The sequence below is a fragment of the Acinetobacter sp. ANC 4654 genome (assembly GCF_002135425.1).
Taxonomy (GTDB): Bacteria; Pseudomonadota; Gammaproteobacteria; order Pseudomonadales; family Moraxellaceae; genus Acinetobacter; species Acinetobacter kyonggiensis.
This window is the reverse complement of record NZ_NEGL01000005.1, coordinates 215,326-228,513: the sequence shown is the minus strand read 5'-3', so window position 1 is coordinate 228,513 and position 13,188 is coordinate 215,326. Positions and strand designations below refer to the sequence as shown.

General features: G+C 39.0%; 8 protein-coding genes. 4 read left to right on the top strand and 4 right to left on the bottom strand.

Translation table 11 applies throughout. The annotated features are described in order from the left end of the window. The first annotated feature begins 65 nt into the window (after positions 1-65). Genes gmtY through gmtX form a run of 3 tightly spaced genes read left to right on the top strand, consistent with a single transcriptional unit; the run spans position 66 to position 4,804 of the window. The gene (gene gmtY, locus B9T24_RS09720; protein ID WP_086165578.1) at positions 66-1,544 is read left to right on the top strand and encodes a gamma-mobile-trio recombinase GmtY; all 1,479 of its coding nucleotides are present in this window, start codon (positions 66-68) and stop codon (positions 1,542-1,544) included. Then, the gene (locus tag B9T24_RS09715) at positions 1,534-4,152 is read left to right on the top strand and encodes an integrase family protein (RefSeq protein WP_086165577.1); all 2,619 of its coding nucleotides are present in this window, start codon (positions 1,534-1,536) and stop codon (positions 4,150-4,152) included. Before gmtY ends, B9T24_RS09715 begins: the two co-directional genes overlap by 11 nt. Continuing rightward, on the top strand, positions 4,142-4,804 hold the full coding sequence (gmtX, locus tag B9T24_RS09710; RefSeq protein WP_086165576.1) for a gamma-mobile-trio protein GmtX: 663 nt from the start codon (positions 4,142-4,144) through the stop codon (positions 4,802-4,804). Before B9T24_RS09715 ends, gmtX begins: the two co-directional genes overlap by 11 nt. A gap of 164 nt (positions 4,805-4,968) precedes the next feature. Here the strand turns inward: gmtX and B9T24_RS09705 are convergent, their stop codons facing one another. Continuing rightward, a complete protein-coding gene (locus tag B9T24_RS09705) occupies positions 4,969-6,090 on the bottom strand; it encodes a PilT/PilU family type 4a pilus ATPase (protein WP_086165575.1) in 1,122 nt (373 codons plus the stop codon). A gap of 25 nt (positions 6,091-6,115) precedes the next feature. Then, entirely contained in the window at positions 6,116-7,153 is a 1,038-nt protein-coding gene (locus B9T24_RS09700; RefSeq protein WP_004648049.1) for a type IV pilus twitching motility protein PilT, read from the bottom strand. Positions 7,154-7,277: 124 nt separating this feature from the next. Here B9T24_RS09700 and B9T24_RS09695 point away from each other — a divergent pair, with 124 nt between their 5' ends. Continuing rightward, complete coding sequence (locus tag B9T24_RS09695) at positions 7,278-7,970, top strand: YggS family pyridoxal phosphate-dependent enzyme (RefSeq protein ID WP_086165574.1); 693 nt, start codon at positions 7,278-7,280, stop codon at positions 7,968-7,970. A 48-nt stretch (positions 7,971-8,018) separates the two neighbouring features. On the opposite strand, the gene B9T24_RS09690 is transcribed toward B9T24_RS09695, so the two are convergent. Both B9T24_RS09690 and B9T24_RS09685 read right to left on the bottom strand, forming a co-directional pair. Further along, positions 8,019-11,615, bottom strand: coding sequence for an SbcC/MukB-like Walker B domain-containing protein (locus tag B9T24_RS09690; RefSeq protein WP_086165573.1), 3,597 nt, complete (start codon positions 11,613-11,615; stop codon positions 8,019-8,021). 9 nt (positions 11,616-11,624) lie between these two features. Beyond that, positions 11,625-12,875 (bottom strand): exonuclease SbcCD subunit D C-terminal domain-containing protein, encoded by a 1,251-nt coding sequence (locus B9T24_RS09685; RefSeq protein ID WP_086165572.1) that lies wholly within the window; start codon positions 12,873-12,875, stop codon positions 11,625-11,627. Positions 12,876-13,188: the final 313 nt, after the last annotated feature.

The following is a 13,188-nucleotide window of genomic DNA, read 5'->3' as shown; positions in this document are numbered from 1 at the left end:
ATCAACGTTTAGAGTGCTTTCTGCTTTCAATTTTCATTTAGTTTGTTCACTAAGAGAATTTATTAATGCAGATAGTAAAAGTGAATGCAAAAGTAGTGCAAGATAATACTGGGGTATTTATTGAAATCCCTATTCTATTAGATGAAAAAAAAGAAGTTATTAAACCATTCTTAGAATTTATTTTAAAATTAAAACGTGATGGTAAGAGTCAATCAACAGTTAGCAATTACACTAGAGCCACGCAACTGTTATTGGAATACATGAATGCAAATCCACATGGTTTTTCCACACCTCAATCTATGTTTGAAACCTTTAGTAGTCGTTTATACACAGGTACAATTAGTGAAGATGGATTAGACCCTTCAGGCTTATATTGGTTGCCCCATAGCAAGCAAGTAGCCCGATTACACATTTATGCATTAAGTCAATTAACGGATTGGCTAGCTGAGAAATATGATGGAGTCTTAATGAATCCATTCATTAAAGCTGACACTCACACTCAACGTCTTAATTACGCAGCATGGTTCCGTAAAAACCAGCATGACTTTCTTGGTCATATCAAAAATAAACATATAAATTCAACTGTTCGTTATGTGCGCAGCATGCAAGGAAAGCATTCGCTAGGTAAACAGATGCAGGATGCTATCGAGTTCCCAGAAAACCAATTTGAAGCATTTTACTTCAAAGGTTTAGGTGGTGCATTGGATCGTCGAGTTGCTCTTCGTGATAAACTTATTTTACTGTTAATGCATGGTGGTGGTTTACGTGAATCAGAGGCTTTACACCTGTGGATAGAAGATGTATTGATTGATCCATTTAATAAGAATAGTGTGAAAGTACGTATTTATCATCCCGAAGGTGGCAAGGCCCCAAATAATTGGCGTGGACGTTCCGGTAAAACCACAAGAGCTGCTTACCTAAAAGAAAAATATGCCTTAAGTCCTAGAAATGACTTGATTGGAAAAAAGCATGTTGGCTGGAAAAGCCGAGTCACTGACAGCAAAGATGAATACCTAGAGGTATATTGGTTTCCAACGATATTTGGAGAGGTTTTTAGAAAACTTTGGCAAGATTATACTCGATTTATGATAGGGATTGAGCGTAATCATCCTTATGCATTTATCAGCTTTCATCGTGATCATAAAGGTCATCCATATACGCTTAATGCTTTCCATGATAATTACCGTAAAGGCTTAAAGCGTATTGGACTCAAACCCAGTAAAGCTGATGGATTATCACCTCACTCACATAGGCACAGTTACGGTAGACGCTTACGCAGGGCTGGTGTACAGGAAATTATAATTAAGAAGTGCCTACACCATGCTTCGTTAGAATCACAAGTAATCTATACAACTCCAACAGCAAAAGAAGTAACTACCAGTCTTAATGCAGCTTCAGCACAATTATTAACTTCAATAGCACCAGTGGAGCGAATAGGTACACCGAGTTGGGAAGTATTAACTATACACGGCTTTAGTGATATTGACCCTAAGGGGTTGTTTACGGGACAGAATCCAAAATTAGGTCAATCTAATGACTATTAAAATGACAAAAAGAAAAAGACACGATGGGCGTTCTTATGATTTAACTTTGCAATGGCTAACGAAAAATCATGGTCAAAAATGGGAGGCATGGCGACAACTTGGTGAAGAATGGATTACCAGTCAAGATACAGGCACTCATTTAAAACTTGATACTTTATGTATGTTTTTCGATATTTATCTTGTACAAACTGTTCCTTGGACTGCTGATGTCGTGACCTTTTTCGTTGGAAAAAATGGATGGCAAGCTTCAACTGTTGAATTTAAAAAAAATGTGTTTGAAAAAACTAATTGTGGTAATAACAAAGGAACGATAGATAAACTTAATTATGCATTTGGTTTTATTGAATGGGTGTTGGATACGCATTTCAGTGAAAAAAGAAATGCTATAAAAAGCATTCGTTTATATTCTAATCCATTTGAAAAAGTCAGTTCTAAAGGAAAGAATACTGAAACTGTTTATAACCCATTACCATATCGCTACATTTGTGATCTCCGGCATATATTGTGTCCAAAAACAAGAGGAAATTTTTTAGATTGGGTATGGGCACAACAACAAACAGGACAAGGTATAACAAGAAGTGGCGATTGGTTTGAAGTCGATGAAAACTTAATCGATAAGAATGACATGGATTGCGTGTGGCGTTGCAAGGAAATAACTCGCAATCATAAGTGCATTACAATTCATCAAATCTGGTCGCCTGTACCAGCGATGGTGTTATTTATTAAATTGCACTTGCCACTGCGAACTTATCAAGTTCGAATGCTAGATTCTGGCGAGGCAGACACGCTACGTTATGAAAATGGTAAATGGATTAAAAACTCACACCCTTTTGCCCTTTATCACCACAATAAAGGGGTGTTTCGGCAATTTAAGGATAATGCTATAGGGTTTGTGTCAACAGGGTTATATATCAGTACGAACAAAACTAATGACCAGAACAAAGATGAATTTGAGCGAGGTTATGAAATCCCTTGGCAAAACGACGATGTCTTGTACTGGCTTGAAAAACTACGTAACTGGCAAGAAAAATATAACCCAATTGATAAGCCTACAGACTGCACTACATTAGAAACAAAACACACAAACGAAAAAATGTCACTGGCTTATCTCAGTGCAATGGGACACATTTGTTTCCTATTTCGTAATGCTGCCGCAAATAATTCAGAGGATAAAACTAAGCCAATTATTGAAAATTCAATTGTCACTCTTTGGTACAAGTTATTACATCAATTAGAGAATAATCTTCTAGTATCAGGGGATACGTTGTTGAATGGTACTCCACTTCGATTAGTACATAACTATGGCGAAAACTATCAAAAATCAAAGAAAAAAACAGAATTTCCTCTGCATAGCCTCCGCGTGTCACTAATTACCTGTTACATCATGGATGCAAAGTTACCTTTACCTGTAGTTTCAAAGCTCTTAGCGGGTCATTCAAGAATTCTTATGACGGTCTATTATACAAAGCTTACCCCTGCGGTAATGAAAGAGAAAATGACGGAAGCGGATAGGCTACTTGATATTAAGTCACAAGAAAGCGTTAAAATCTTTCTTAAAGATGCTGAAATGCATCAAATCGAGTGCAAAATGGCATATAAAGATGGTCAAGCAATTGAAGCCGCTTTGGTTAATCGAAACCCGTTGGGATGGGAAAATCGTCATCATGGATTGTGTTTAGTAGGTGGTAATACAGTTCGGTCTGATGAATCTTCAACGGTAGCTGGCTGTTGGAATGGAGGTGAAGTAAGTAGAAATTCAGCTACAGCTAGTTACAAAATTTATAGCTCAGTGTCACATGGCCCAGAAAACTGTGTACGTTGTCGGTGGTTTATTACTGATGCGCGTTATCTTCCTGCCCTCAACGCTCACCTTAACTTTATGAGCTATAAAGCCCATGAAGCCGCTAATTTAGCTATTAAGTTGGAGGATGATATTGAGAAAATGGAAGAATTCAAATATGAAGCAGAAATGAATAATAAGCCTTTCATAAAACATAATGAATTACAGGCAGTTCAACGCAGATATGAAAAACAATTAGTGGAAGCAGATGAATACACTAAAGATTGGATTGCCACATTTGGCTTAATTCGTCGTTTGATTGAAATCGAACAAGATCGATCTGAAATAGATACCACTAATAAGCTTGTTGCAGTAGGCTCTAAAAACGATATAAAAATTGGTTTTATAGAAACCACATCGGAATTATTACATCTTTCTTTGTTGTGTGATGATGCCGAGATCTATCCTGATATGCTTGATGATGTAAAGAAAACATCCGTTATTCAAGATAGAACTCAAGGTCTAAGCCGAATCATGATGCGCAAAGGCTATATGCCACATTTATTAATGCTAGACAAAGATCAACAGCTTATAGCAGCAAACGCTATGATTCGCCAAATGGCTATACAAGAAAACTCTAGGGATAAACTCGATGGTTTTCAGCAAGTGGTAAGCTATTTAGAGCTTGGTCAATTTATGCTAGATAGTAAACTGCTTGATGCTGGTATGAGTGCTTTAGAGCGGAAAATAAATAAACCTGTAAATGGTATTTCGGTAAAGTCATTAACCAGTAAGGTAGTATATGGAGTTTTAGAAAATGCAGGTTGATATTAATATAACTTTGGAAAACCTTAAAATAGGCAAAACTCAATGCACGCAAAGGTCATTAGATAAACTTAATGCTTTATTAGAAAAGCGGTTTAATGCAGGTGAGAAAGACTATTCTATTGCGACTATTGGTCGTATATCTCAAGCTGATGGTGGTGTTGGTGACGTAAGTATTCGAAATAGAACAGGTCAACACTTTAAGGAGTTGATTAATGCTTGGGCTAGTAAAGCAAAAACTACAATGAAAAAACCGCCGGTGCCTCACTCTCGAAAACACGACACTCCATCTGATATGGATCTATTAAAAAGACTAGATGACCCTGCTATGCGAGCAGTGTTTGGTCAAATCATTACTGAAAAAAACAAATTAAAAGTGGAGAACCGTATTCTTAAACAAAATGTGGAAGTTATTGTTGATATGCGCCCTAACTATGTCAAGGGTATAGAGCAAGCTGTAGAAGTAGTGCCGGCATTAAGAGGAATCTTACTTAATAGCGAAATCGAAGCATTAGAAAATGCAATTAACGAGGGTAACATGGCAAACCGAGGTTGGTTAGTTACAAGATTGGGTGCAGTAAAAGATGAAAATGGTCACTTATTGTTTAAGACAGGATTTGTATCAGCTATACAAAAAATATTGACAGAAATATAAAAACTAACGTGCAGATTACTCGTTAATTTTTATATGCAGTTTTTATATACATATAAAAACTTAGTAGCTATATAACATACTGTATAACAAAGTAAAAACTCGTTATATCTAGTTTTTATATGATTTTAACTAGATATAACATTTGAAGCCTGTTTTTTTTGCTTTTAAGCTTGACCATCGAAGGTGATATTCGAATTTGCATGCATTAAGCGTTCAGTACCTTCTTCAGACAATTTAATTTGTAGACGAAGGTCGTTTGGTGAATCAGCATGTTTCAATGCATCTTTATAGGTAATTTGTTTGGCTTTATACAGGTCAAACAAAGCTTGGTCAAAAGTTTGCATACCAAGCTCACGCGAACGCTTCATCAATTCTTTAATTTCATGTACTTCACCTTTACGGATCAAATCTGAAATTAACGGTGAATTGATTAAAATTTCAATTGCAGCACGACGTGATTTACCATCAACGCTTGGAATCAGTTGTTGGGCCACCATGGCTCTTAAATTAAGTGATAAGTCCATAAACAACTGGTTATGACGGTCAGCATCAAAGAAGTGAATAATACGATCAATCGCTTGGTTGGCATTGTTGGCGTGTAGGGTTGCAAACACTAAGTGACCTGTTTCAGCAAAGGCAATCGCATAATCCATGGTTTCGCGCGAGCGAATCTCACCAATCAAAATCACATCGGGCGCTTGACGCAAGGTATTTTTTAGTGCGATTTCAAATGAGTCGGTATCAATACCCACTTCACGCTGGGTGATGATACAACCTGCATGTTGGTGGATAAATTCAATTGGGTCTTCAATGGTAATGATATGACCTTTAGAATTATGGTTACGATAACCAATAATTGAGGCTAAAGAGGTTGATTTACCCGTACCCGTTGCACCCACGAAAATAATGATGCCACGTTTGGTCATTGCCAATTCTTTTAAAATAGGCGGTAACTTCAGCTCATCCATAGTTGGAATGACGGTTTCGATACGACGTAACACCATACCGGGTTGATCACGTTGTTGAAATGCACTGACACGAAAACGTGCAGTTTTGTCACGGTTACTGATGGCAAAGTTACATTCACGCGTTTCAGCAAATTCCTTGCGCTGTTTCTCGCTCATGATGGAGTTTAAAAGTTGCCCAGTAATTTCACCCGTTAGCTTGGTTTTAGCAATGGGTAAAATTTGACCATTAATTTTCATTGATGGTTCAACATCAGCAGTAATAAACAAGTCTGATGCTTTCTGTTGGATCATCAAATTCAGTAAGTCGTTAAAATCCATAATAAGATCCTAAATCCATTTAAACTTATAAGAATGCTTCTGGTTGTTTCGCCATAGTACGCGCAGTTTGCGGGCTGATAATGCCTTTAGAAACTAAAGTTTTTAGGCTTTGATCCAGTGTGGTCATGCCGTAGTTAGCACCAGTTTGAATGGCAGAGTACATTTGAGCGACTTTGTTTTCGCGGATCAGGTTTCGAATTGCTGGAATACCAATCATGATTTCATGCGCTGCGACACGACCACCGCCATTTTTCTTCAGTAGTGTTTGAGAAATAACAGCTTGTAATGATTCAGAAAGCATGGCACGTACCATGTCTTTTTCTTCAGCAGGGAATACGTCAATCACACGGTCAATGGTTTTTGCCGCAGAAGTGGTATGTAGCGTACCAAAGACCAAATGACCCGTTTCCGCGGCAGTCAATGCCAAACGAATGGTTTCAAGGTCACGCATCTCACCGACCAGAATAATGTCTGGATCTTCACGCAGGGCTGAGCGGAGTGCTTCGTTAAAGCCATGCGTGTCACGATGGACTTCACGTTGGTTGACCAGACATTTTTTCGATTCGTGGACAAATTCGATTGGGTCTTCGACGGTCAAAATATGGTCATAACGCTGATCGTTAATATAATCGACCATTGCGGCAAGGGTGGTTGATTTACCCGAACCCGTTGGCCCTGTAACCAAAACGATACCACGTGGGAAATTACAAATATCTTTGAAGATTTGCCCCATGCCAAGATCTTCAATGGTTAAAACTTTTGATGGAATGGTACGAAATACCGCACCTGCACCGCGGTTTTGGTTGAATGCGTTGACACGGAAACGAGCCACACCCGGTACTTCAAAAGAAAAGTCAGTTTCAAGTTTTTCTTCAAAATCGCGGCGCTGTTTATCATTCATGATGTCGTACACCAATTTGTGTACTTCTTTATGTTCTAAAGCTGGTAAATTGATGCGACGAACTTCACCATCGACACGGATAAGTGGTGGCATACCCGCGGATAAGTGTAAGTCTGATGCCCCATTTTTAGCAGAAAAGGCCAGCAGTTCAGTAATGTCCATAATTTCCCCGAGATCATTTAAATGTTATTTATTTTGTTAGAATAATAAGGCTTTCCCAGAGCTTAACCAACAGTTAGTTTTAAGGGAAAGTGAAAAAAAGCTGAATGAAATGAGAACCTCGTCAATGAATAGTCTTCAAGCATCACGAAATCAAGTTTTACAGCATATTGCCGATGCCTGTAAACAAGCCCAGCGCGAGCCAGAAACCGTACAGTTATTGGCTGTTTCAAAGACTCACCCGAGTGAGTGCTTACGTGAAATGTATCAAGCAGGGCAACGCGCATTTGGTGAAAATTATTTACAAGAGGCTTTGGATAAGATTGAAAATCTAAATGATTTAGCCATTGAATGGCATTTTATCGGGCATGTTCAGCGCAATAAAACCAAACATTTGGCTGCAAGTTTTGCATGGGTGCATGGGGTGGATCGTTTAATGATTGCTGAGCGTTTATCCAAGCAGCGCGAAGCCAATCAAGCGCCACTGAATATTTGTTTACAAGTCAATATTGATGCCCAAGAAAGCAAAGATGGATGTCAGCCCAATGAAGTGGCGGAGTTGGTAAAAAATATTAGCCAATTGCCGCATTTAAAACTGCGTGGTTTGATGGTGATTCCTGCACCTAACAACACCCATGCTTTTCTAGATGCCAAGCAACTTTTTGATGCGGTTAAACAGGAACATGCACAGCCTGAAGACTGGGATACGTTAAGTATGGGCATGTCTGGAGATATGGTTGAAGCCATTGCCGCAGGTTCAACCATGGTACGTGTTGGTACGGCACTTTTCGGTGCGCGAGATTATTCCAATCAAGCATAAAATAGAGCATCAACAAGGCTGAGATTTTACAGCCTTGTTTATTTTTGCTTAACCGACCACTTGAATGGTACTGGCGCCTGCACCCAATGGTTTGACCTGAATTTGTACAGGAATGCGTTCATGCATGTCTTGAATATGCGAGATGAGTACAACTTTACGCCCTTGGTTTTGCAGTTGATCTAAAGCATTCATCACCATGTAGAGTGATGAGGCATCTAAGGTTCCAAAACCTTCATCAATAAACAGCGATTCAATTTTCATTGAACCCGATGCCATATTGGCAATCGCGAGCGATAAGGCAAGCGCAGTCAGGAATGATTCACCGCCTGAAAGGGAAGAGACGGAACGGGTTTCACCATCCATGTCATGATCGACAATCGCTAAGCTCAATGAGTTTTCCAAGCGCTTTAACGTGTAACGCTGAGAAAGCATTGCCAATTGTTGATTGGCATGTTCAAGCAGAATATCTAAATTATATTGTTGGGCGTAATCACGGAAATCTTTGCCTTTAGCGTCCCCAATTAAGCCAGAAATTTTGCCCCAACGATGTTCTTGCTGTTGAATCGCTTGAATTTGATTAGCGAATTGCTTTTGTTTGTCGATATTCCGTTGATGAACTTCCAGTTTGAGTTTGTAACCATCTCGCATGTCTAAGGTCGCTTGCAGATTTTTGACCAAGTTGGTCATTTGAGTTTGTAGTTGTTCAAATTCAATATTGGGCTGTTGTATGGCATGTTGTTGCAGTTGTTCCTGAATGGTTTTTAGCGCAGATTGCACATCATTTAGGCTGCGTTCGGCAGTTTGAATATTTAAACGAATCTGTTGTTGCTGTTCATTCGGAATTTGACGCAGTTGTTCAATCAAGATGGCATCAAAATCAGCATGCTGATTCAGCCATTGTTGGATCTCAAGTGTAGAGGCGGTTTGTTGTATTTCAAGTTGTGTCAGCTGTATTTTGAGTTGATCACGTTGGCGTTTTTGTTGTTCAAACTGTTGACGCGATTGATCGATGTTTTGCCGCGCTTGGTTGAATTGTATGTGTAGATTTTTGCGTTGTTCATCATGTTGAATTAACCATTCATGAGGTTTTTCAACATGAATCTGTGACATCTCAAAAATAAGTGTCATGGCCAATTCTTTATTATTTTGTCCTTGGCGTTCTAAGTCTGATTTTTCTGTTGTAGTGGTTTGAATCTGCTGATTTTTAAAGGCAATGTTTTGTTCAAGTTGCTTGAGGACTTGAATTTTTTCATCCAGTTGTTTGTTTAGAGTATCGGCAGTTTGCAGCAGTTGTAAGCGTTGCATCAGTTGCTGTTCAATGCTTTTAGCTGTGCTGGAGGTCTGGATTTTCCAAGCGTGTTTTTGCTCGGCTGAAAGCAGATCAATCAGGTGTTGAATATTTTGTTCAGCGTGTTGAATAGTCGATAAATGTTGCTGAATGTGTTGAATGGTTTGTAATTGCTCACGTTGATTTTTTTGTGCTTGATTGAGCTGCCCTAAAGTGTGATCAAGCTGTTGAATATCTTGCTGACATTTTTCGGATAATTGAAGCAACTGTTGAGCGGTACTTTCATGCATTGGATTGAAATCGAGTGAGATTTTCATCGTATCCAAAGCAGATTTTAACTGTTGTTCGAGTTGTGCACTTTGCTGTTGTAACTCATTCAAACGCATTGTATTTTGCGTTAAAGCCGCATGCTGTTGGGTGCAAAGCTGTTGTGCTTTTTGCCAGACATCAAAAGATTGCTTTTCAAGTTGAAGCGCCTGTTGCTCTTGCTGTTGTTGTAAGTTTAAAAGTTCTTGTGAGAGGGCAGAATGCTCTTGTTTAAATGGATGTTGTGTACTGCCACAGACCAAGCAAGCCTCACCTTCGAGCAATTGTTCACGCAGCTTTTCGATACTCTCGGTATGTAACAAGCGTTGCTGCTGCAATATACGTTGCAAGCTTTCACGTTCTTGTTTTTGCGTTAGATATTTTTGTTCAGTCTGTTGTTGCTGTTGTGTTGCTTGCTCAAGCTTTTGGGTCAACTCACTGTTCGAGCTTTTTACTTTTTCCTGCTCTGCATAGACTTGGCTGAATTGTTTAAATTGATTTTGAATTAAACCAATATGGTGTACTTGCTGTAATGTTTGCTCACGATTTTGACGCTGATCCACAAGTTTGCTGCTGATTTGATCGTCATTGCCAAATTGCTGTTGTAGTGCATTCAGTTGCTGCTGTTGTTCATTTAAAGCAGTTGTCGCAGCGGCAATATTGCCAAACTGCTGTTCAACGTTTTGGTACTGTTGAATAAAGCGTTGTAGCTGGGTCAAATGTGCCGCTAGACCCGCATCCAAACTGATGAAATGGGCAGATTGATGGAGTTGTTCAGTTTGTACTTGTTGTTGGTCTTTAAGTTTTTCTATCTCTGTATAGAGTTGAATTTGCTTTTGTAATAACGGTTGTTGCTCTTGATTGAGCTGTTGCAAGTTTGCTTGTGTCTTTTTAAATTGCTGACCAATAAATTCACGTTCTTGAATACAGGTTCTGACTTTTTCAATGGCTTGATGATAGGTTTGTTCAAAAGCTTGTTGTGTTTTGAATTGCTCATCAATCTGTTTAAACTGTTTTTCTTCGGCCTGAAAAGTATGTTCAATGACAATGAATTGTTGTTCACTGCTTTGAAGTTGTGGTTGAAGCGCGTGTAATTCAGCGAGCACTTTATGTTGTTGAATCACACTTGGTCGAATAGAGGCAAAGGCTTCAAGCTGTTTCAGTTGTATGCGCTGAGGCGCGAGTTGTTCAAACTGTTGTTGTTGCACTAACAGTTGTTGCTGACGAAGGTGTATATCCGTATCTAATTTTTGCTTGTGTTCAAACCATAATTGTTGCTGTTCTAAAAGCTTTTTTTCAGTTTCTAATGTTTTATATTTGGTATTGATGTTTATAAATTGCTGATTCAGTTCCGCAATTGCTTCATCAGATAGAATTTCAATATGACCGAGAACGTCTTCGAGTTTTTTACGTTCTTTTTCAATGTCAGCGGTTTTTCTAAAGGCAATTTCACCAATTTTGGCAAAGATGTTGGAGTTGGTTAAATATTCAAGCAAAGCACCACGTTCATTGTCACGTGCTTTTAAAAACGCAGTGACTTCGGACTGAGCCAACAGGACTGCACGGGTAAATTGTTCAAAACTAAGTTGGGTAATGTGTTGAATATGGGTTTCAACAGCTTTGGTTTTGTCTGCAACCACTACGCCATCCGTCAGGCAGGTTAAAGAGCGTTGCACATTTTGTAATTTACCCGCGGCATTTTCACGTGCACGTTTAATTTCCCAACGTGCCAAATAGTGTTTCTGATCTTGCGCGACAAAACAAAGTTCCGCAAAGCCATGTCCTGTACCCCGACGTAGTACGGTTAAAGGAGAATTGCTAGCCAGTTCAGAACCATCGACATCAAGCAATTTACCGTCACTGCCTTTTAGGCGGGGGACTTGATTAAATAGCGCAAGACACATGGCATCTAAAATGGTCGACTTTCCTGCACCTGTTTTTCCAATAATGGCAATTAAGCCTGCACTGGCTAAAGGTTCACTTTCAAAATCAATAAAATGTTCGCCAGCAAGAGAGGCCAGATTTTTTATACGTATTGATAAAATTTTCATGACAGATCCTTAAATGCTGTTTTTATCTTCAAGTGAATGACGCGCTTCTTGAACCAAAGTCTGAAAATCTTTGGCTACAGCAGCATCTTGTGCATAGCCTTTGTTTTGCCAGATTTGCTCAAATAATTGTTCTGGCGTTGGCGGCTCAAGCTGAATTTTTGTAGCATGGTTTTGCTGGTCATTATTTTTATACTGGCGTGAAATTTTAACCAGACGATAGCGCTCTTTAGGCAACACATCTTCAAACTGTTGTCTTAAATTAGGTCGTGGCGGGGTATCGGTATAATATTCAATATCGATATATTCACGTTGATCAATATTGTCTATTTTGCCACTTGCTAAGGCTTGGAGTTGGGTAAAGACTTCATTTAGCTCACCACGAATACGGTGTAATTGAATACTGCGAGGAATGTGCAGCGCTTCGAACTGAAGCTGAGATTCAGCAGGCTTTGTGGGGTCAATGGTGACTTCAACCACTTGGTGTTTATAATTAATTTCACTAAAAGACAAAGGAATAGGCGAGCCACTATAACGAATATGTGAATGCTGAACTTTTTGTGGTTTATGCAAGTGTCCTAGCGCGACATAATCAATCACCTCATCAAACAGTGCGGTTGAAAGTGCTTCTTCATTACCAATAATAATTGGGCGTTCAGAGTCAGACGTTTCACCGCCTTGCATATGAGCATGCGACATTAAAATGAGGGCTTGATCATCCGTTTTACGCTTTTTGGCTTCGCTAATCAGTTGTTGATGTAGGTAGCTAATGGCATTTTGGCTATTGCTGGTGTGCTCATTAAAGCCAGTAATTTCTGCACTACGTAAAAAGGGCAGGCTTAAGCACCAAGCGACAATATTCTGATCTACATCATAAATCGGTTGCAGTAACCGTTCGATATCTAAGCTTTTGTCTTCATTCCAACGAATTACGCCGACGGTTCTGGCATTATATTTTTCCAGTAACGGTTCAACTTGTTCAATGCGATAACCAGAATCATGATTTCCGGCAATCATCAGGGTTTGCATATGGGGTGCAAGCGCGTGAGCATCGGCTAAAAATTGGTACAGTTGCTTTTGGGCAGCAGATGCAGGATTGATGACATCAAAAATATCACCTGCAATGAGCAAGGCATTGGGTTGTTTTTGTTTAATTTGTTCAAGTAACCAAGTTAAAAACTGTTCATGTTCATACTGACGTGAGTGATTGTAGAAAAACTGACCTAAATGCCAGTCTGATGTATGAAAAAAATGAACAGCCATGTTTTTTGAAACCCATGAAAAATTGCCTCACTATACTATAGGTAAATAAATGGCTGTAAAGCTAGCTCAATTGTGATTTATAACCTACATTATCAGTTGGAATTTAAAATTTTAGATGATAAATCAAGCTTCACTTTTATTTTTTTTGATTGAAAAATATACTTGGGGTGAGCTATAAAATTAACTGTGCTACAGGGAGTCATAGTACAGATTTAGGTAAGGATGCCTTATGCTGATTAGGCTGAGGTGCATGTTCGAAATGTAAAGTCAGTGTTGTGTATGCTGTAAAAGTGACTTATGCAACTGTGCTGAT

What these genes read in the sequence shown, in the direction of transcription:
- gmtY (WP_086165578.1), top strand. Translation starts at nt 66, where the DNA reads ATGCAGATAGTAAAAGTGAATGCAAAAGTAGTGCAAGATAATACTGGG.
- B9T24_RS09715 (WP_086165577.1), top strand. Translation starts at nt 1,534, where the DNA reads ATGACTATTAAAATGACAAAAAGAAAAAGACACGATGGGCGTTCTTAT.
- gmtX (WP_086165576.1), top strand. Translation starts at nt 4,142, where the DNA reads ATGCAGGTTGATATTAATATAACTTTGGAAAACCTTAAAATAGGCAAA.
- B9T24_RS09705 (WP_086165575.1), bottom strand. Translation starts at nt 6,090, where the DNA reads ATGGATTTTAACGACTTACTGAATTTGATGATCCAACAGAAAGCATCA.
- B9T24_RS09700 (WP_004648049.1), bottom strand. Translation starts at nt 7,153, where the DNA reads ATGGACATTACTGAACTGCTGGCCTTTTCTGCTAAAAATGGGGCATCA.
- B9T24_RS09695 (WP_086165574.1), top strand. Translation starts at nt 7,278, where the DNA reads ATGAATAGTCTTCAAGCATCACGAAATCAAGTTTTACAGCATATTGCC.
- B9T24_RS09690 (WP_086165573.1), bottom strand. Translation starts at nt 11,615, where the DNA reads ATGAAAATTTTATCAATACGTATAAAAAATCTGGCCTCTCTTGCTGGC.
- B9T24_RS09685 (WP_086165572.1), bottom strand. Translation starts at nt 12,875, where the DNA reads ATGGCTGTTCATTTTTTTCATACATCAGACTGGCATTTAGGTCAGTTT.